Below are 19,864 nucleotides of genomic sequence, written 5' to 3'. Positions count from 1 at the left end.
ACCTTTGATTGGATTATTCATATACAAAATAGGATGTGCGAGCATTATATTGATAACGTTCTATTCGACAATTATTGATACCAAAGCTCTCCAGCAAAGCCAGTGTTTCACCGGGGCATGAGGCATCATTTATTTCATCAAATGCTATGACTGCCCCTTTAGGTATTCGATGACGAATGGCTTCGATAACAGCCTTTGTTGGTTTATAAAGATCCAAGTCAAAATAGGCCAATGCGACAATTGTTTCTGGATGTTCTTGCAGGTACTGCGGGACTGTTTCACAAACATCTCCCTTGACTAGAGTATACTTTTTAAGATGAGACAGAGGGCTCTCTTGCTCCTGAAAGTGAAGTAACTGGTCTAAGTAGCTTTCGTATCCATTAGTTACAGAGTAGGAGCAAACATCCATATCTTTGCCATCTCGTTCATCAACCTCTACAAAGCCCGAGAACGTATCAAATCCAACAACAGTTCTCAGACGGTTAAAAGGCTCATAGATACCTCGCATCGCGGTAAATAGTGATAAGTTTTGCCCCCAACGGCAACCGAACTCCATTATCACTCCTTGCACATTAATAATCTTCTTGTACAAATGGTCCATGTAAAGGACGCGCGACAGAGTCTGAGGTGTCAAAAACATACCTGTATTCAAAAGTAACTCTTCTTTCGGTATCGGACACTCTTGCAACAAGTCGATCATCTGCGACCTACGCTCATCTTCCCCTTCTGGGCCAAATCTCATAATTTTAATATCTTTAGATTCTGTCATAGGTCTCAACTTATCTTTGAAGTGCCATACAAGTACTTACAATGCCACTTACATCGTAAGAAAACTGCTCACGTAACTGCGCTATCGAAGGTTCTCCGAACAATAATTCATGAGGGGGGCCAAGACGAGTAAGTTTAGCGCTACTGTTGGACCCTGCGTGAAAAGAGCTCACTTGACTATACAACCCCCCAATAGGAAAGTGATCTTCGACAACAATAACGTGATCATAATTCGATAAAACTTGTTCTAATGTTTTAACGTCAAAAGGAGACAAGCTGTGGTACTGATAATGGGTGACATCAAAACCCTGCTCCTTTAAAAGCTTGTTTGCTTCAATGCAGGAAATTACCGTGTCGCCAGTACTTAAAAGTGCTACCGATGGTTTACTAACTTGTTTTTTTGCCTCAGAAACTAAACGAGCTTTACCTAATATGATGGGATCTTTTGCAGTGTATTCAGGCTCACCGAAACGACCTACACGCATATAAGCAGGTTTATCCTGCTCAAAGAATTGCAGCATAAGTTCCCGTACTTCTGAAGGAGAACCAGGGTTGATAATCTGCATCCCAGGCATAAGCTGCATCAAACCTAAGTCTTCAGCGGCATGATGAGTCACACCGCTATTAGCATAGGTATAGCCACCACCAGCTCCAATGATGAGAACTGGCAACTGCTGATAATTAATACCTGTCCTAATTAACTCAAAGGCTCGCCCCGTCATGAAAGAAGCAATAGAGTAAATCACAGGACGAAAACCGCTTAACGCTAAACCCGTCGCACACATCGCAAGCTGAGCTTCGGCAATTCCGGCATTAATATATTTAGTTGGGTGTTTTTTTTCTAACTCGGTAAAAACCTCAAAGCCGAGATCACCGGTTAGAAAAACCATTTTGTCATTTACGTCGGCGACTTCCACCAGCGTATCACTGAATGCTCGTCTCATTAAAAAATTGGCTCCGCATCAAGTTGAGCAAGAGCTGAATCATACTCCTCATCGGAAGGAATACGATAATGCCATAAGGCCGACTCAACATTCATGTAATCAATCCCTAAACGGGTATGCGCAATAATCGCTTTAGGTTGGTCCAAAACACCCTCCAGTTGACTAAAGGCATCTTCTATCTGAGCAAAGTCATTGCCATCAATCGTTTGAGTATGCCATCCAAACGCTGCAATTTTTTTCTCAAGACTCGTACCACCAACTATTCGATCAGTATTCCCTACAGCTTGAACACCATTATAATCAATGATAGCGATGATATTATTAAGCTGATTAGCCTTTATAAAGGTTAAAGACTCCCAGATAGAGCCTTCATTCATTTCTCCATCACCCAATAGAATAACTATCTTAGATTGTTCTCCACTGAGTCTCTGAGCTAAGGCAATACCTGAAGCAACACCTAACCCCTGCCCTAAACTACCTGATGAAGTTTCTAGTATATTCAAGGCATGCTTACATGGGTGGCAGCCGAGTTGGGCTCCGGGTTTTGCGTATTGGCTAAGTGACTCAACCGGAATAAATCCACAATCCGCTAATGCCACATACAAAGCAGAACAACCATGTCCTTTACTAAGTATAAATTTATCCGATGGTCCCTCTGAGTCGGGGGCTAACTTTAACCAACGCTTATATAGAAACGCTAAAACCTCGATATACCCTAGCGAAGAACTGAGGTGACCATGCCTGCCTACCCTAGACATTTTCAAACAGGTTGCTCGCCATGTGGCTGCAAGTCTCTTTAAACCAGATTCCATCATCTTTACCTTTTATACTTCACTACTAACAGTCATCGACCGTTTTTAGCCTTTCATTAACCTATCACGGATTTTTTTTGACCAAGGCTCAGCCCCCCATTGGGCCAAATACCACTCATACCCTTCCTGTGCAAGGCGTTCACGCTCAGGTTCATTCTCAAGATAAAAATCAATTAATTCAATAAGTTCATCTTCATTCTTAAAAAACTTAACACATTCAAGCCCACCCAAAAAAGCACGGGTATCGTAACTATCTTGCTCTAGTAGCAAAGCGCCACTTGCTAAAGCTTCACGAACTTTACCTTTACATTGGCTTCGAAAAGTATAGGTCTGGGTATTCACAATTATCTTGCTGCGACCAGACAACTCAGCATATTCTTCCATTGAGATAGGTTGCTTACCCGCATCCACTCCCCCAATGTGTCGGAACCTATCGGGATATTTTGATTTCAACAATCGAATCCAATCACCACGAAGTCCCACCTCACTACCAAATAACGCTATATCAATATCTTTGAGTCTAGGAAAAAACACGGATTCATTAGCTGGAGTGGGAAATATTGCAACTTTTTCTACATGAGGGTGATCCTCAAAAGGGAACTCCTTACAACGCATCTTTCGAGTCTTTGTATAATTCCCCGGATCAATAATCAGATCTGCTGCGCTGAGACTCTCTTTCTCAAACTGGGTATAAGGGTTGTTTTTGGTTTGATCATCATAATCCCACCAAACCACAGCTAGAGGGCATTGAAAGACTGTTTTCAGCCTGCTCAGCTGCTCAAAGGTTAAAGCTTCTGAAGGGTCAGCTGGTGTGTAAAAAATAGCGTCGACCCCCTTGTTTTCGTGATTATAAATAGCCTCTTCCACGCTCTGATCGTTCAGCACGGAAATTGAATCATGAAGTGAATCATAAAAAGTCACGATTCGAGCATTCGGAAATCGCAATCTAAGTTCATCATGTATTGACGCCTCCCAAGCTCGACTAGAAATTATAATAACTTCGGTATCAATGCTGTCAGGATCGATAATAGGTATACCATGCAATGCTGTCCCTTGTTTTTCAGACTGGCTGTCTGCAAACGCAACAATATTGCAAGAAGAGAAATATGACCAGAACTCATTCGTATGAGAACCAGCACCGTAAACGGTTACTGGAGTATCAAGATACTCTTCAACTAACTTCTGACATATTTTCTGGACATGGTTATGCACATCCTCAGCACTAAACTGCCAGCTAACCACTTCGTATTGATCGCAAACAGATGACTTAACGAATGGCATCAAAATTTCGTTGTAGCCAGCAGAGTCAGTAAGGGACTTAGTGCTAAAGTTTTGAATCAAAAACAGCGCGTTCATAAAGCTCCTACTATAAGTAATACCGGACTACAGACTCAATTAGACTAGATAAGCGGTGCTCAGTCTGATAACGGACGGAAGATTTCTTAGCTTCAGCATTCCAGTCATTATCATTTATAAACCATTCAACATAAGGCAAGAAATCATTGCTGGGCATATGTATGAAATCCGCAACAGCACAGGAATCTGGGCAATACTCAGAAATAAGGCTCGATTGATTACACAAGTGATAATTCGCACGTGAGTTGGAGAATTGAGGCCAGTCTTTACTTTGCTTAACGTTCAAACCAATTTTTGCTCTAGACACAACATCATCACGATGAAAAGACGCAGTCAATACTGGTAGGTAAACGACTTTGTAGCCTTTATTTTCAAGATAATTAAAGCAGTCTCGACGATGATCTGTCAGAGTTCCAGTAAAAACAAAGTCAATATCTTTGTGCTCTCTATGACGAACAGAAGCAAAGTTATCGGTAAACCCGTGAGGGAGAAACTCCACAGGCACTTCCAAAACGTTCTTATAACGCTCTGCCTGCTGCTCACTCAGATGCCAAACAAGATCGCAGCTTTCAATGGCTAACATAAAGGCTTGGAAACGTTCATCCCAGTACTCACTTTTGGAGTACTGCCCATTATCACCTTGCCTTGCACTTAAATTAAATGTTCCATCAGCCCACTCTTCCGTTGCAATAATCCAAACATTCGAGCCTATATCTTTAATAGACTGAAGTGATTTAGCATAATCTTTATCAAACCCTTCTATAAAGACATAAGTGACACCAGGCTCTATTTGGATTTCCTTTTCAATGTCTGCTTGAAACCCCATTTCATGAAGCGCTCCTTGCAACATCAAAAAGGTATCAGCTACAACAATACCAAAGTTCCAGTGATTCCCGTAAACCAGTTTAAATTTCATTTTCGCCACTGTTTCCATATAAAAAGCCAGATCCAAAAGACTATATCGTCTTAATTTTTAAAGACTTTAGAACTTTATCAAAGCAAATTTTCTTTCTTATGTTTAAGCATTAGTTCTCTAGCAAAACTGGAAAACTAAAGTTAATCTAATTGATAAACTACAAACTTAATTTGATCTTAGGCCCTATCGTGAATACAAATAACCAGCAACTTCATTGGCAAAAGGTAGCAATTTGGGGAGCAGCTTTATCAGGGGCTGTTTGTTTCGACGCATTAATGCTCAAACAAATCGAGGTAAGCTTATTCATCGATAAATACCCACCTGCAAACGGCAGGTTCAAAGATCGTCCCGTCATCAGCTCAGAGGCTATTTTAGCTGATCTAAACACCGTAAAAGACGTAGATGCCATTATCTTAACCATGGGCGCTGGTGCCACAGAGCTGAAAAACCATTTAAGAGAGCTGGGATTTCAAAAAGACATAGTAACCTACCGTCAAGGGCTCAATATCGATGACGTCCTCAAGGTACAAAGTCGAATAGTGCCACGCAAGATACTTCAATATGACGGCAGTGACAGTGATCAGAACATTCTAAAATGGCTGGCAACTGAAATTACCAACGCCCCACAACCTGTGGCATTTTACATCACTAACCCTCTCTCTGAAGCGCTACTCCTAGCTCACCCAGAATTAGCTGCGCAGATCATCACATCAGGAGATTGGTCTAAGGCTAACAGTTTGTTCGTCAATACACCTGACTACATTGCGAGTGTGGATGCTCGGCATGACCTTGAAGAACAAAACATCAAAATACCCACGCTCTATTTTGATGAGCTAATCAAATCCTTGCCATCTGAGTTAATTCGTGAGCAGATGTGGCATGAGCCAGAATACAGTATCTATCCTGTAGATATTCCAGCGATCCGCTTTGAGAGTGGTTTAGATATGTTGCTGTTAGACTTACCAGGGCGAATGCTGGGCATGCTGCCTAACGGTTTGGGCTATGTTCACAACATCCTAAAAGGTCTAGGCATCAACTTCCAAACTGTCGATTTGGATATGATCATCTACCATCGCTACCATTCCAATCGTATCTTGGATGACCATAAGCATATCTACTCCCCATCTGGCAAAGAAATGCCGGCAGACCCTTGGGCCATCGCCTTTATTGAAGACTCTTGGAAAGATCCTGATTTCGTCAGCTATTTTGACGAACTGCTCGATAAAATCAGCGACCGTATTGTCCAAGCAGCCCCAAAGATCATCGGCTTCTCTTTGAACGGAACCAACACCCTCATAGTACAAAAGATTGTGCGTAAAATTCGCCCTCAATTACCCGACACCAAAGTTATTGTTGGAGGCTATGAATGCATTAACCCAGAAGTTGGACCGAAGATTTTTGATGACTATGACTACATGGTGATCTTTGAAGCCGAAGGCAGCCTACCAGACCTTATCCAACTCATTTTGGATAATAAGAAGGTTATTGGACTCCCAGGAGTCATCAGTAAAGATGAGGGCCTCATTTCCGGCAATACCTTTACCCCAGCGCATCTGGTAGAAGATCTAGATCCACTTGGCTATCCAACTTATGAATGGGCAGACATCAATCTTTACAAGAACTATAACGGCTATCAATTAGTACCGATCTTATTGTCTCGTGGCTGTAAGTGGTCAAAATGTACTTTCTGTGGTGAGCGCTTTTCTTGGCGTCGTCGCAGCCCACAAAGCCTTGCAGATGAAATTGAATTTTTAGTATCTAAAGGCGCCAATAACTTCCACTTTAATGATAGTGATTTATCTGGCGACCCTATGGCCGTTAGGGAGCTGTGTGAAGAAATTATCCGCCGAGGCATCACTGGCATCACAATGGCTGGGCAACTTCGAGTACAAAAGGGCTACACTCCAGACTATTTCGAAGTGCTAAGAAAGGCTGGCTTTAACTATTTGCGCTATGGCATTGATGGTTGGTCTAAAAACACATTAAAACTTCATAAAAAAGGTTACACAGCAAAGCATATCGCAGAAGTTATCGAGATGACTAAAGCTGCTGGCATTCTCGTTGCGATCAACTTGGTGATTGGTATTCCTCATGAAACCGAAGAAGATATTGACGAAACTATTGATAACATTCGTCTAAATGCAGCTAATATCGACACCATCGAGAATATCAATACCTTGATGCTGATTGCCGGCAGTGTTTACTGGGAAAAGCCTGAAGAGTTGGGCATGCGATTCAATGAGGATCTTAACGATCTTTATCGCCAATTCCCTAAATATATTCCTTACAAATATTGGCATAGTGTGGACCCTTATATCGATCAAGATGTTCGATTGGCTCGTTTAAAACGAATTCTTGATGCGGCTAGTGAGCTAAATATTCGCGTAGGCAGCTACGCCGAATGGAGCTCTCAAAATGCGAAGAAGATTTAAACTAATAAGGAAAGATTCATGATAGATCCAATGGTTTTTAAAACGTCGAGGGAACTTGCTCGATCGAAACTTGATAAAGACAATGCCATGAACAGCTTTGGCTATTGGATTGATGTGGAGAACAAATGGGAGCGTTACGATAAACCTGCTGAGCTCATTGATTTTCTAAGCATTCACCGCACACATGCTCACAAGCTGAACGAGTTCATTGCCGATGCAGGAGAGTTAAGCCCTGAAGAATCTGAATGGATGAAGCAGTATATTCAACTCTACACAAATGTTTCACGATTGCTAGCAACAACCGGAAACACGGGAGACCTTCGCCACGATTTACTAGAAACATTGGTGAGTTGGCGTTTGATCAAACAGTATTATCCAGAAAGCTGTAACATTTTAGATTTCGGAGCCGGCGCAGCACGCTATGGCGTTATGTCTTACCTAGATCATCCGAACACCACCTATACAGCACTTGATGCCACGTTAGCGGCATACACCCTACAAAATATGGTGCTCTCTTATTTAGACATCTTACAAGGTGATGAGTCACTTTTTGAATACCTAGATTACGAAGCACTGGGTCGCCCGCTTCCAGACTTAGCATCGTCATCATTCCACCGTACACATATCCCAACTTGGGTCGCCAAAGACCTTCTTGTACCGAAAACACAAGACGTTGTGGTTCTGTCACACGTTCATGGTGAGTTGAGTAAAGAAGACTTCCTGCGTATGGTGGACTTCATTGATATCAGTCTAAATGATGAAGGAATTGTCTTTGTTCGCAGTGAGTTAACTTGGGGTGACACACGCGATTATTGGAACACGGTCGATTTGCATGGCTTGGAGCTTGTCGAAGAACTCGGTAAATTGGGTCTTCTGCCTATCCATACCGAATCACTTGGCGGCTATCTAACCACAGTTTTTGCCAAACAAGACTCTCAACACTTCAAGAACGCCTGCGCCAAAGAACAAACCGATGAGTGCGTATTGTGGGAGCTAAAACACTCTCGTGAGATTACCTTGTACGCAGCACGCCAATACACCAGAAAACATCTAGGCTTATTGGCAAAAAGCGGACAACCAGCCTTAATTGTCGGCAATGACAACCCACTTTTTGAGCAGTTTGACGGCCAATCCGTGGCGCAAAACAGCTCAGAAAACGCGGTATTAAATGAAACGGCGTTAGGTCAACTTCGGCAAGGCGATTCAGAGTTAAGTGAGCTAGTTGCAGGAAATGATCATGTTGTGGTTTTATCAGAACAATGCCGCTCTTACGCTAACGCAATGAAAATTGAGGCCGATTTAAGTCAGCACTATGACTGTCAATTTGCGATCCGTCGTTGTTACCCATTCTATGGCGTGCTGATTTTGAGTAAGCAATACTTGCTTGAAACGGATAGCCACTTCGACTCCCCAATTTTCCATATTAACGATTTAAAGTAAGGGACGCCCATGTTTTCAGTGAACGGCTTTGAAATTGAAAAGCGCCAAGCGAAACTGGCGCGTGCTGCCCAATCCTCTGGTGACTATCTTTTCACATCAGACTACACCTACTACTCCGACCTTCAGAATCAGTGGGAGACCAGCTACTCCAACACTAAACTGATTCAGCTGCTTGGCACTCAGTCACTTAGTAAATACCAAACTAAAACGGCTACGGAATGGCTAGAAAAAAGCACGACTGATGATGCAAGTTTCATCGAGGCGTTTCAAACTACTTACGATCGTGTCGTACGCAGTATTACCACATGCCCGGTGAAATCAGACCTTCCGATTGACGTTTTAGAGACACGTGTTGACCGCCAGTTACTTGGCGATGTAAAGCCACTTCGAGTACTCGACATCGGTGGTGGTGCAGGTCGTAACATGGTGCAGTTTATGCTATCTGACCTGCCACCTAAACAATATGTCAGCGTAGACAGCATTGCTCTTTGTTATGCAATGCAAAATGCAGTGGCTTCAGAGCTATCAAATCAACTAAGTGATACCACCTTCATTGATTTGCTGGACTACAAACTGGCCCATCTAGCCACTCCCGATCTCAAGACATTGGGTCAAGAGAATGAAAGCGACCAGCAAATAGTAATGCTCCCAGGCTGGATGACCGGCAGTTTACCTAATCAGCACTTTGACCTGATTCTGTGTAATCACGTGTTAGATGATCTGCCACCGGAAGATTTCAAGATGTTTATGGCATTGATCGAGAGAACACTCGCGCCTGAGGGACAGGTATACTGCCGTGGGTCTCAGCATCGCTCCGCTATTAAAGATATCTATCCATTAGGTGGCGGCACTTATCATGGTCTTGATATCACGCAAGCGTTTGCTCAAATAGGACTGCATGCGCACTTCGCTCAACGTGTTGCTGGGGAATTTACCCGTATATTCAAGACAACACCACCTAGTGAAGCAATTCTCGAGTCGCAACCACTCTGCTCTGTCACTAGCGACCACGAGTTGGTTCAGGCACTCCAAGCAGATTTTATTCAGGAGCAGCTCTCACTCATCGAAAGCAAGAACCTCAATGTTGATGTTTGGGGAGAGGCGGGCTTTGCTACCTTCAACAGCCTGATCAAGCCAGTGGCCTCTGAATTGCATTTCGGTCGTTTTACACACCGCTTTGCTTTCCGAGATACACTGCAATACTCTGATTTAACCTTATCAGATAAAGAAGAGCTCTTTGCTCAACCAGCATCGGTGATCTTGGTCGCTGTAAACAATACAGACTCAGTGATTCGAGAGCTAACCGAAGCTCTCGGAGATGAGTTTGAGCTGGATGTGCGTAGCTTTAGCTTGCCAATTGCTTTTATCTACTTAGAAAAGCGTTAAGCTCACCGAAAATCAAAAAAGCCCATGACTAACTTCGTTAACACGATCAATTAGGCATGGGCTTTTTAGTACTGACTTCGCTTAGAGAGATGTAAGATAGCTCTGATAAGCCGCTTTCAAACCATCGTGAAAAGAGGTTTCTGGGCGCCAATCATGGGCGAAGCATTTCTCACTATCTAAAGCTTTGTGAGGCATACCATCTGGTTTACTGGTATCCCAGTATAACTCACCTTGATAGCCGACAATGGAAGCAATGGTTTCACCCAATTCACGAATCGAGATAGATTGCCCACCCGCTAAGTTGATGGCTTCGGTACCTTGATAATGCTCAACAAAATGCAACATGCCTAGCGCTGCATCATCAATATATAAAAACTCACGAGTCGGAGAACCGGTCCCCCATAGGGTCACTTTATCCAAATCTTGTGTTTTCGCTTGATGAAAACGATTAATCAAAGCAGGGATTACATGACCTCGCTCATCATTAAAATGATCACCAGGCCCGTAAAGACTCGTCGGAACAAGGGTAAAAAAACCTTTACCATGCTGGGTCGCATAATATTGCGTAAGCCGCATGGCAGCCAATTTAGCCGTTGCATAGGCTTCATTAGTGGGTTCAAATGGCCCCGTTAGTAAGCTATCTTCGCGTAAAGGCTGCGCTGCATCACGAGGGTAATAACAGTTAGATGCCAAATTCATCAAACGACTCACACCACTTTCCGCTGCAGCTCGAATCACATTACTGGCAATCATCAGGTTATCGTATAGAAAATCAACAGGCAGAGTACGATTTGCTTCGATGCCACCTACCTTCGCTGCTGCCAATAGGACAACATCTGGTTTTTCCTCCGCCATAAACGCATTGGTCTTGGCTTGATCCCGCAAATCCAGTTCCGCTTTCGTTGCCTTGATGACAGTAACACCACGTTGTTCTAACGTTTGAACTAAGGCTTTGCCCACTAAACCAGTATGACCGGCAACGTAAACACGCTTACCGGTCAGATCAAAATGCTTCTCTTGCGCCATAATTAAACGTTCGAGAATTTTGAGTTAGAAATCATACGGTAGCCTTTGATCAACTCCGCAATACCCTGATCTAGAGAATGATCTGGCATGTAACCAGTGGCTTCAATCTTATCATTCGAAACAATGTAATCACGCTTATCTGGGTCTTCACCAATGGGCGCTTCTAGGAAAGTGAAGCCCGGTACTTGCTGCTGAATACGCTGACATAACTCTAATTTTGAGAGGTTCGCATCGGACAAACCTACGTTGTAGGCTTCACCTTGCATGGCGTCAAAATTATCTAAGCCATGAACAAAGGCTTTCGCCACATCGCGGATATGAATGTAATTACGTTTAAAATGTGACTCGAACAGCACCAAGGCACGATCTTTCACAGCACGGTATACAAAGTCGTTCACCAACAAATCTAGGCGCATACGTGGAGAGAAACCAAACACGGTTGCCAGACGGAAACTGATCGCTGAGCCATGCTCTAACACGGCAGCTTCCGCTTCTACTTTTGACTTTCCGTAGAGACTGATAGGACGTAATGGCGACTCTTCTGTACAAAACTTACCTGATTCACCAATGCCGTAGCCGCTGTTAGTAATCGGCATTAGGATGCGCTGATCTTTACTAAGAAGCTTCGTTAGCATTACTACTGCATCGCGATTGGTTGTTACCGTACCTATTTGATCACGAGCACATAGGGGCGCTCCAACAAGTGCCGCTAACGGTACCACCACATCGGCATCTTTTACCAAACGCTTCATGGTCGTTTCATCACGAGCATCCCCGCGCTCAACGTTAAAGTTTGGGTGTGCAACGACAGCATTTAATGAATCTTGGCCAAACATAAAGTTATCAAGCACAGTCACCTTGTGACCTAACTCTAGGAATTTTGGCACCATGGTCGTACCAAGGTAACCCGCGCCACCCGTCACTAAAATATGTTGAGACATGCTTATAACTCCTTCGCTGTCTTATCCAAGACGTCTTTTAATAAATGTAACTCTTTACTGAGATCAAAGGCGTGGTTACCCACAAAGAAACCGTAATCGTGGGCAATATGGGCATTTACGATTGGAGTCGCTTCCGAATAGTCGTAGTACTTGATCACGTCATGTTTAAGAAAGCTACCGCCCGTAATAATACGGAAACCAATTTTCGCCTCGGTCAATGCTGCAAAAATGGCTTTACGATCAAGGTTCATTCCAGGATTCAGAACGATGGTAAAGCAAAAACACGATGTTTTTCCGTTCTCTTTCTGAATGATAAAACGTTCATCATTACCAAACAGCTCCACAAATAGATCCCAGTTTTTGCGGCGTTCAGCGGTAAAACCTGGTAGCTTTTTCAGTTGTTCCAGACCTGCGGCTGCATTGAGCTCCGTTGGACGCACATTATAACCAGGTAATATAAATCGATAGGCTTCAAATAGATCTTCACCTTTACGCTCATAGAGAAGCGAATCTTCAGGCAAATCTCGTGTCCAGCCATGGGCACGCAGACAACGACAAAGCTGATACAGCTCTTCGTCATCTGTCAAAATCATACCGCCTTCCATGGTCGAAATATGGTGAGAGAAGAAGAAGCTAAAGGTATTCAAATCACCATAAGTACCTGCTTTCTTACCGTTGAGTTCGGCATCCATGGATTCACAGTTATCTTCCATAAAATACAGACCATGACGGTCTGCTACATCACGCATCACATCCAGTGCCGCCGGATTACCCAAGATACTGACCCCCAAGATCATCTTGGTTGCCGGGGTAATCGCCGCTTCAATCAAATCTGGGTCCATGTTTAAGCTATCTAACGCGATATCAACAAAACGCACTTTTAAACCGTATTGTTGTAAAGGATGATAAGTCGTTGCCCAACTCAAAGCTGGCACCAACACCTCATCCCCCCGTTGTAATGGGCGGTCTTTCTTGAAGAATAATGCAGCAATCGCAATCAAGTTGGCTGACGAACCTGAGTTCACCATAATGCCGTATTGCTTGTTGTGATAAGCAGCAAATTTTTGCTCAAACTCGGCAACGCGAGGCCCCATCGTAAAAAAGCCCGAATCCATCACGGTTTGTAATGCATCCAGCTCTTCTTGCCCCCAAGTCGGAGCAGCTAAATCGTATGACATGCTAAAACGGTCCTTTGAACTGCGACTGGTAGGCTAGCTGGCAACTTTCTGAGTTTGGCTCCCAGTCTTGTTTGCCAGTCACCATTTGATAAGCCAACATCGCAATGGTTTTCGGGTTAGGATAAAACGCATCTTCTAGTGATGGGGTCGTTGGGCAAGTAGTCGCCGCAAAGCCTATGCGTTTCATCACAATCTTTTGCTTTATGTGATCGCTCTCAGCCACTCGGGCTAAGACTTCGGCTGAAAAGCCACAATTAAGCCAACCATTATCAACCACGAGCAAGCGACCCGTTCTATTAACTGACGCTTCAATAGCGTCGAAATCTAACGGTGAAATGGTTACAGGATCGATCACTTCACACTCGATACCTTGTTCGGCTAATAACTCAGCTGCACGCATAGACTCCATCACCATATTGGAGACACCCACGATGGTAATAGCATCACCTGAACGAAGTGTGCGAGCCATACCAAATTCAACGGTATATGGCGTTTCTGGCACATAAGCTTCTGTACCATACAATAAACGGTGTTCCATAATGAGCACTGGGTTATTATCACGCACCGCCTGTATGGTTAGCCCTTTAGCGTCATAGGCATTTGACGGTGCGACTACCTTCATACCTGGTACATGGGCAAACATTGAATGTAAGCCTTGAGAATGCTGCGCGCCTTGACCCCAGGATTTACCGATCATGGTACGGACAACCAACGGAACCTGAACGGTACCACCGTACATATAATGACTCTTAGCAGCAATATTCACCAACTGGTTCATACACAGCATCAAGAAATCCATGCGGATATGAACATGAATTGGGCGTTGGCCTGCCATAGCCGCACCAATCGCCACGCCAGTCATCGCATCTTCAGAAAGAGGGGTTGTAAATACGCGTTCTGGACCGAACTTTTCAACTAGTCCTGTTGTAGAGCCCTGAATCCCTTTATGATCATCTATATCCAAGCCCATCATGAAGACACTTTTGTCAGCATCCATGGCTTGTTCCGCGCCTTCTCGTAGTGCATCAACGTATTTTATTAAGCGCAATGTATTAGGCGTAGACATAGTTAAACAGTTCCTCAGGTGCAGGGAATGGACTTTGTTCAGCAAACTCAACCGCTGCCTGTATTCTCAACTCAATATTCTCGTCAATACGAGCTTTTACATCGCTGTCCAGCTGCTCACCCAAAGTTAGATAAACATCTTGCGCGCGCCAGGAATCTCCCTCTTCTAGACTGCGATAGCCTTGATCATAGTCTTCGTGAGGTCCCACGTGTTCATACCAGCGATGAGTATTACACTCAATGAAAGCTGGGCCAGAACCGTTACGTATTGCTTCAATTAATGTACCGCTGTGTTGATGAATCGCTAATACATCAGGCTCAAGGAAGCGCTTAGAGGGTATGCCATAGGTAGCCATTCGTTCTGTGAGTGTGTCTGCTGCCCAACGTTTATGAAGAGGTTCATGAATCGCAAGCCGATTATTTTCGACCACAAATAGAATCGGCAATTTATGTAACGCAGCGAAGTTAATACTCTCACTGAAGCAACCTTCTTCGGTCGCACCATCCCCCATAAATACAACCACAACGTCGTTGCGTCGTTGCTGTTTAATGGCTAAAGCATGACCAACAGCAACTGGAATTCCTGTGCCGACCACTGCAGACATACCAATAACACCTTTAGATGCTTCTACAAGATGCATAGAGCCTGCACGCCCCTTAGCGCAGCCAGTCTCTTTTCCGTAAAGCTCCGCCATCATGCTATTCAGGTCACCACCTTTAGAAAGATAAACGCCATGCCCTCGATAAGTGCCGCATACATAATCAGACTGCTTTAAATGATCGATAACAGCTGCGGCGATGTATTCTTGCCCAATGGCTAGGTGTACGGGGCTTTTAATGCTGTCTGATTTATAAATATCAGCAATCCACTCTTCCACTCGACGCGTCAATGCAATCGAAGCATAGAGCCTTTCTATTATGGATGATGACACCACAATACCTCGCTTAACTAAAAATTTCTGTCTTCAAGAAAGTATCGGTTAAAAATAAATTTTATTTAATCAATGACTTATTTTTTTACTAAAAACTGAGGCTAAATCAATCCCATCCCAAACTTTATCAAAGTTTAAAGCCTGCCCAAGCTGGGAAAATTGCCTAACACTGGACAGGCAGGCAAGCTCAATTTTATTTTCTTTATTCAAACCGTAAACACTCATCGACTGAAGGTTATCAGGTAATTCATCGGCAATCGCTTTCATAGCATTGATTTGGCTCTGCCCTACAATACCTATTAGACTTTGTTCAATACCTAAAATTCTTGGTGCCTCAACAATACAAATATTGTCATAAAAGACTTGCTTACCACCCAAAGCACACAAATACTGGCTGGCGACCAAACGCTCATTCTTTGGGAAAGCATTGTCCAGATGAACATTCACTGCTTGCCAAAAACGCTGCTGCAAGGCTTTATCCGTTTGATACCAAAACACCCATTTCGGTGAAGCGCAGGCTTGCTGTTGGTAAGTGCTCACATCTCGCGCAAACCCTTCTGAAAGCTTGGACAATCTCGGTATATCCGCGTCCGTTAGATGAAGTACACTAACCGAGTAACGATCGGGAAAAACCCATTCTTGGGCTTGGGCAGGCAGTACAATCTGACGAATGGATTCAATGCTTTGATCACTGCCCCACAGCATCCGCAGCTGGCACCACTGACTGAGCGTTTGCGTCCAATCAGAGCGTTTGTCGTAACTAATAAAGGCTTGTTCTGACAACCCAGCGGTTTGTTTATCTAATGACTCTAGTAAAGCAAACAAGGCTTGCTGATCATCAGTCAGCTGTTCGCTAACACGCACTACCGTTTGATTGCCCATCAAGTAAGACAGCGCCCAACTGTAGGCAAATAGGCCCTCTACATTGGAAGGCGACACGATAAATACGCGCCCTACTGGCGCTAGTATGGTTCGGTCATCATTGGCGTACTCTTGTTGCCATTGACGCAGTTGCGCCTCTCGCAACCAAAAGCCCAGCGCTTTTAATGCAGCACTGTAATCCCCAGCAAGCAGTTTCTGCGACAGAATGGCGAGAAACGCAATACGCTCACTGGCAAACGCCGCCACGGTCGTACGCGTCCAGTGTAGAAAATCAGCATTGCCAGCCCATATTCGAATATTAGAAGACATCGCTACAGCCTCGCACTTCGGTTTTGGGTAAGCGCCCTAACACTTCAAAATAACGTCCCTTGCGACCACAGAGGCAATTATCTTCCCCTAACAGACGACCAAGATCCTCGGTTAAGATCGAGTGCCCTGGATAACTCGTCGGAATAAAGGACAACACCTGAATTAAGCCGATCTCCCCTTCGCACTGCTCAGCTAGCGTTTCCTGATCACGAATAAGCACATCAGCATAAGTGGGCGCGTGCAAATGCCCTTGCTCACACTCTACAAACACACTGCCAATTTGTTCTACCATACCATAGAAATTATGGATCGCTACCTGTTCGCCAAGGGCTTGGCGCACCGTGGTTTTGAAAGTGTCATTGGACACTGCTTGGTCTTGCAGTTTTTTCCAACCACCTGAATGAAACAACAAGGCTTGAGGCAACTGATTTGATCGACCAGATGCGATTAATGGCTGAATAAAATGCTGCCACACCATAAAGGTAAAGCCAAAAATCAGTACTGGCTCATTAGCGTACTTTGCCATGAAGTCATCGATGACAGGCCAGTTAGGCGTCATATCTGAGTTCAGTGCGTAGGTATGATCTCGTCCTAAAAAGGAAAGCCCTTGTACCCCTGCGCCACGAGCGGAGAACCCCGCTTTGTCCCCCGTTAAGCCATCGTGATCGACGATCAACATGGGACGGCGAGCTTTGCCAGTAAAGGACGACAACAGGGAAACTAACACTTTGGACTGCAAAGCCGCCGTATCGCGGTCCAAAAAGATTTGCGATTTTACTTGAGAGGTTGTGCCTGAGGACGTCAGTGTCTTAAACACATTGTCTGGTAAGGTGCTACTTAAGCGCAGCATTTTAAATAAACGTGCGGCCACATACGGGACCGCATTTAACGACTCAGCAGCGCCCTCTTGCTGACCTTGCCCAGCAAGTAAGTTCGCGTACGGCTGGCAATGAGCTTGATGATGCCGCGTCAGGCGATTCAGTTGACCCAGCAACCATGCCTGCTTTTCTGCTTTGGCGAGGCCAAAGACCTCAATGGACTTCCAATCGCTCATACTGCTATCACTCACAAACACGCCTGCTGCTTTAAAGTCGGGTAATCCACCTTACCATTGTTGGTATGGGGAATCTGTTCGAGCAGTAATAGCTGATAAAACATCGGATGAATATTAAGCTCTTTTAGATAGTGCTCAATCGTAGCTTGGTACTGCACATCTACGTAAGCGATCACGAGTTTATCTTCTTGGCCTAAGCAAGCACTCTCTGTAACGCCTCGTTGATTTAAGGTTTCCTCAAGATGGGCAAGACTTAAACGCTTACCCTGCATCTTGATAAAGCGGCTTTTACGACCAGTAATATAGAAGAACCCATCTACGTCACGCTTGGCAAGATCACCTGTGTAGAGAATCGCTGCGCCCTGCCCTAATGCAAGGTCATCTCGGTTTGCGGCATAGCCCATCATGACATTTTCGCCTTGATAGACCAGCTCCCCTTCTTGATCAGGTTCAGTGATTTCAGAACCATTTTCATCCACCAAAGATAGATTCCCACCTGGAACGGAGATACCTATAGAACCGAGCTTTTCTAATAAATGCTCAGAGGGTAAATAAGAAATACGCGGCGCCGCTTCGGTCTGTCCGTACATAACATAAAAACGTTGCTGATTGGCCTGGCAGTGTTCCGCAAATGCCTTAAGTACTTCATTGCGCAACTTACCGCCCGCTTGGGTAAAAACCTTAAGCGCTGGTAGAGACATATTGAAAAAGCGTAAACGCTGCAGAGTTTCAAAATGAAATGGTACGCCGGATAAGGACGTCACCGCATGTTCTTTCATCAAGGTCCAAAATGCTTTATCGGTAATGCTTGTCTCAGTAACCACTAGACTCGCCCCGGCCCACAGATAGGAATTCAGAATCGACAAACCAAACGAATAGGTTAATGGTAGCGAGGTAATGGAACGTGCTGTGCTATCAAGCTCCAAATACTCGACAATGGCAGCAGTATTAGCATCTAGATTCTGAGCTGAAAGGCGCACCATTTTCGGTGAGCCTGTACTGCCTGAGGTAGACAGTAACAGACGCAAATCGTCGTGCGCTCTCTGCCCCACAGTCAATGGCGCGAGCACTGAGATCTGATTACTGTGTAGCAGGAAATTTGGCTGGTACTTAGTGTACTGCTCAAGCCCAGTGGCATCGCTTAACAAGATCATCGGCGCACGCGCCACCAAACAAGCGAGGTAATCGACAATGGAGGCAATATTATTCTCCATCACTAAAGCGACCACTTGATTAGCGGCTAACTGGCTCGCCACTTGCTCAGCTTGCTGAACCAGTTGTCCATAAGACATGGTTTGCTCAGCATCAACTAGAGCAATACCAGTGTGTTGTTTGATTCGTTCAATAAGCTGCATGATGAATCCTTAGGGCAACCGCAGGCCGCCATCAACAGAAAGCACTTGGCCTGTCATAAAAGCCGATTGATCGCTCAGTAAAAAAGCCAATACCTGAGCAATGTCCTGAGGCTGACCCAAGCGTTTAAGTACCGTCGACTTCTGTATAGCGCTGCGTTGCTCATCACTTAACTCAGCGATTAAAGGCGTATCAATCACACCAGGGGCCACCGCATTGACACGAATACCGTACTGACCTAATTCTTTGGCAAGGGACTTAGTCATCCCTTCAATGGCCGCTTTGGCGGAAGCATAGGCCACTTGGCCAACACTGCCCTGCTGCGCCACCACAGAGGACAGTAAAGTAATCGCCCCCTGCTGCTCACGCATCATTAATTTGGACGACCACTGACTGAGTAAAAACGCCCCAGCCACATGCTCGTTCAACATCTGCTGCAACGCTGTTGCGTTAGTAAAATGAAACGGTTGAGTAACCATAGAGCCCGCACAATGAGCCAATCCGTATAGGGTCAACGTGTTGTCACGCAAATAGCCATTTAATGTTTTAAAGGCGACCTTTAACGCCGTTTCATCAGTGACATCAAAGGGCAATGCAAAACCGCCAATCGACTGCGCAATGGCTAAACAATCCTCTTCAGTGCGGCTGTTAACAATCACAACATAACCCTGCTCGGCAAGCGTTTGCGCCAAAGCCAAACCTATGCCACTGGTCGCGCCAGTGATCAGTACGGCTTGTTTATTTGGCTGTGACTGGCTTTGATCGAATGAGCGCATTGCGAGAGCCTTTTATCCGTTTTTAGAATGCAACGTCGTGCTTTGCTAGAATCTCTTTGGCGATTTTCACCGAGCTCATTTCGATGATGTCATCCATATCCAGCATTACATCAAATTCTTTTTCTAACGCCGCCACTAATACCATGTGCGCGACAGAGTCCCACTGTGGAATGGTGTTGTACTCTAGTTCATCCACCACTTGGCTCGCATCAATGTTTAAACTGCTAGCAAACGCTGTGACCAAACGCTCGTTATTTGTCATAGTAATCGGTACCTATTCTTCAAACGTTTCGT

At 44.6% G+C, this 19,864-nt stretch carries 18 protein-coding genes; 3 read left to right on the top strand and 15 right to left on the bottom strand.

The annotated features are described in order from the left end of the window. Positions 1-13 precede the first annotated feature (13 nt). Genes JHD44_RS00480 through JHD44_RS00460 form a run of 5 tightly spaced genes read right to left on the bottom strand, consistent with a single transcriptional unit; the run spans position 14 to position 4,796 of the window. Positions 14-769 carry a TylF/MycF/NovP-related O-methyltransferase gene (locus JHD44_RS00480; RefSeq protein WP_199460013.1) on the bottom strand — a complete coding sequence of 252 codons (756 nt, stop codon included), beginning with the start codon at positions 767-769 and terminating at the stop codon, positions 14-16. A gap of 10 nt (positions 770-779) precedes the next feature. Further along, the gene (locus tag JHD44_RS00475) at positions 780-1,712 is read right to left on the bottom strand and encodes a transketolase family protein (RefSeq protein ID WP_199460011.1); all 933 of its coding nucleotides are present in this window, start codon (positions 1,710-1,712) and stop codon (positions 780-782) included. After that, entirely contained in the window at positions 1,712-2,527 is an 816-nt protein-coding gene (locus JHD44_RS00470; RefSeq protein WP_199460009.1) for a transketolase, read from the bottom strand. Before JHD44_RS00470 ends, JHD44_RS00475 begins: the two co-directional genes overlap by 1 nt. A gap of 42 nt (positions 2,528-2,569) precedes the next feature. Beyond that, the gene (locus JHD44_RS00465) at positions 2,570-3,880 is read right to left on the bottom strand and encodes a glycosyltransferase (protein WP_199460007.1); all 1,311 of its coding nucleotides are present in this window, start codon (positions 3,878-3,880) and stop codon (positions 2,570-2,572) included. A 10-nt stretch (positions 3,881-3,890) separates the two neighbouring features. Continuing rightward, positions 3,891-4,796 carry a hypothetical protein gene (locus JHD44_RS00460; RefSeq protein ID WP_199460005.1) on the bottom strand — a complete coding sequence of 302 codons (906 nt, stop codon included), beginning with the start codon at positions 4,794-4,796 and terminating at the stop codon, positions 3,891-3,893. A 188-nt stretch (positions 4,797-4,984) separates the two neighbouring features. Here JHD44_RS00460 and JHD44_RS19015 point away from each other — a divergent pair, with 188 nt between their 5' ends. Genes JHD44_RS19015 through JHD44_RS00445 form a run of 3 tightly spaced genes read left to right on the top strand, consistent with a single transcriptional unit; the run spans position 4,985 to position 10,054 of the window. Continuing rightward, a complete protein-coding gene (locus tag JHD44_RS19015; RefSeq protein ID WP_199460003.1) occupies positions 4,985-7,228 on the top strand; it encodes a B12-binding domain-containing radical SAM protein in 2,244 nt (747 codons plus the stop codon). An 18-nt stretch (positions 7,229-7,246) separates the two neighbouring features. Beyond that, the gene (locus JHD44_RS00450) at positions 7,247-8,668 is read left to right on the top strand and encodes a hypothetical protein (protein WP_199460001.1); all 1,422 of its coding nucleotides are present in this window, start codon (positions 7,247-7,249) and stop codon (positions 8,666-8,668) included. 9 nt (positions 8,669-8,677) lie between these two features. Beyond that, on the top strand, positions 8,678-10,054 hold the full coding sequence (locus JHD44_RS00445) for a methyltransferase domain-containing protein (RefSeq protein ID WP_199459999.1): 1,377 nt from the start codon (positions 8,678-8,680) through the stop codon (positions 10,052-10,054). 81 nt (positions 10,055-10,135) lie between these two features. Here the strand turns inward: JHD44_RS00445 and JHD44_RS00440 are convergent, their stop codons facing one another. The 10 genes from JHD44_RS00440 to JHD44_RS00395 all read right to left on the bottom strand — a co-directional run bounded on the left by JHD44_RS00440 (position 10,136) and on the right by JHD44_RS00395 (position 19,832). Next, a complete protein-coding gene (locus JHD44_RS00440) occupies positions 10,136-11,080 on the bottom strand; it encodes a GDP-L-fucose synthase family protein (protein WP_199459997.1) in 945 nt (314 codons plus the stop codon). Between the two features lie 2 nt (positions 11,081-11,082). Beyond that, positions 11,083-12,021: an NAD-dependent epimerase/dehydratase family protein gene (locus JHD44_RS00435; RefSeq protein ID WP_199459995.1), complete on the bottom strand. Its 939-nt coding sequence runs from the start codon at positions 12,019-12,021 to the stop codon at positions 11,083-11,085. Between the two features lie 2 nt (positions 12,022-12,023). Then, positions 12,024-13,199: a DegT/DnrJ/EryC1/StrS family aminotransferase gene (locus tag JHD44_RS00430; protein ID WP_199459993.1), complete on the bottom strand. Its 1,176-nt coding sequence runs from the start codon at positions 13,197-13,199 to the stop codon at positions 12,024-12,026. Between the two features lies 1 nt (position 13,200). Beyond that, entirely contained in the window at positions 13,201-14,265 is a 1,065-nt protein-coding gene (locus JHD44_RS00425; protein WP_199459991.1) for an alpha-ketoacid dehydrogenase subunit beta, read from the bottom strand. Continuing rightward, positions 14,252-15,196, bottom strand: coding sequence for a thiamine pyrophosphate-dependent dehydrogenase E1 component subunit alpha (locus JHD44_RS00420; protein ID WP_199459989.1), 945 nt, complete (start codon positions 15,194-15,196; stop codon positions 14,252-14,254). Before JHD44_RS00420 ends, JHD44_RS00425 begins: the two co-directional genes overlap by 14 nt. Positions 15,197-15,265: 69 nt before the next feature. Continuing rightward, a complete protein-coding gene (locus tag JHD44_RS00415) occupies positions 15,266-16,387 on the bottom strand; it encodes an acyl-CoA reductase (protein WP_199459987.1) in 1,122 nt (373 codons plus the stop codon). After that, complete coding sequence (locus tag JHD44_RS00410) at positions 16,377-17,456, bottom strand: hypothetical protein (RefSeq protein WP_199459985.1); 1,080 nt, start codon at positions 17,454-17,456, stop codon at positions 16,377-16,379. The genes JHD44_RS00415 and JHD44_RS00410 overlap by 11 nt, the downstream gene beginning before the upstream one ends. After that, complete coding sequence (locus JHD44_RS00405) at positions 17,453-18,796, bottom strand: AMP-binding protein (RefSeq protein WP_199459983.1); 1,344 nt, start codon at positions 18,794-18,796, stop codon at positions 17,453-17,455. Before JHD44_RS00405 ends, JHD44_RS00410 begins: the two co-directional genes overlap by 4 nt. Before the next feature lie 9 nt (positions 18,797-18,805). Beyond that, a complete protein-coding gene (locus tag JHD44_RS00400) occupies positions 18,806-19,570 on the bottom strand; it encodes an SDR family NAD(P)-dependent oxidoreductase (protein ID WP_199459981.1) in 765 nt (254 codons plus the stop codon). 22 nt (positions 19,571-19,592) lie between these two features. After that, positions 19,593-19,832: an acyl carrier protein gene (locus JHD44_RS00395; protein WP_199459979.1), complete on the bottom strand. Its 240-nt coding sequence runs from the start codon at positions 19,830-19,832 to the stop codon at positions 19,593-19,595. Positions 19,833-19,864: the final 32 nt, after the last annotated feature.

Source organism: Marinomonas ostreistagni, assembly GCF_016461785.1.
Classification (GTDB): Bacteria; Pseudomonadota; Gammaproteobacteria; order Pseudomonadales; family Marinomonadaceae; genus Marinomonas; species Marinomonas ostreistagni_A.
This window is presented reverse-complemented; position numbering and strand designations above follow the sequence as displayed.

Excerpts from the sequence above, each read along its gene's own strand:
- JHD44_RS00475 (WP_199460011.1), bottom strand. The coding sequence starts at position 1,712 with ATGAGACGAGCATTCAGTGATACGCTGGTGGAAGTCGCCGACGTAAAT.
- JHD44_RS00430 (WP_199459993.1), bottom strand. The coding sequence starts at position 13,199 with ATGTCATACGATTTAGCTGCTCCGACTTGGGGGCAAGAAGAGCTGGAT.
- JHD44_RS00460 (WP_199460005.1), bottom strand. The coding sequence starts at position 4,796 with ATGAAATTTAAACTGGTTTACGGGAATCACTGGAACTTTGGTATTGTT.
- JHD44_RS00480 (WP_199460013.1), bottom strand. The coding sequence starts at position 769 with ATGACAGAATCTAAAGATATTAAAATTATGAGATTTGGCCCAGAAGGG.
- JHD44_RS00425 (WP_199459991.1), bottom strand. The coding sequence starts at position 14,265 with ATGTCTACGCCTAATACATTGCGCTTAATAAAATACGTTGATGCACTA.
- JHD44_RS00435 (WP_199459995.1), bottom strand. The coding sequence starts at position 12,021 with ATGTCTCAACATATTTTAGTGACGGGTGGCGCGGGTTACCTTGGTACG.
- JHD44_RS00415 (WP_199459987.1), bottom strand. The coding sequence starts at position 16,387 with ATGTCTTCTAATATTCGAATATGGGCTGGCAATGCTGATTTTCTACAC.
- JHD44_RS00445 (WP_199459999.1), top strand. The coding sequence starts at position 8,678 with ATGTTTTCAGTGAACGGCTTTGAAATTGAAAAGCGCCAAGCGAAACTG.
- JHD44_RS00400 (WP_199459981.1), bottom strand. The coding sequence starts at position 19,570 with ATGCGCTCATTCGATCAAAGCCAGTCACAGCCAAATAAACAAGCCGTA.
- JHD44_RS00405 (WP_199459983.1), bottom strand. The coding sequence starts at position 18,796 with ATGCAGCTTATTGAACGAATCAAACAACACACTGGTATTGCTCTAGTT.
- JHD44_RS00450 (WP_199460001.1), top strand. The coding sequence starts at position 7,247 with ATGATAGATCCAATGGTTTTTAAAACGTCGAGGGAACTTGCTCGATCG.
- JHD44_RS00395 (WP_199459979.1), bottom strand. The coding sequence starts at position 19,832 with ATGACAAATAACGAGCGTTTGGTCACAGCGTTTGCTAGCAGTTTAAAC.
- JHD44_RS00440 (WP_199459997.1), bottom strand. The coding sequence starts at position 11,080 with ATGGCGCAAGAGAAGCATTTTGATCTGACCGGTAAGCGTGTTTACGTT.
- JHD44_RS00465 (WP_199460007.1), bottom strand. The coding sequence starts at position 3,880 with ATGAACGCGCTGTTTTTGATTCAAAACTTTAGCACTAAGTCCCTTACT.
- JHD44_RS00470 (WP_199460009.1), bottom strand. The coding sequence starts at position 2,527 with ATGATGGAATCTGGTTTAAAGAGACTTGCAGCCACATGGCGAGCAACC.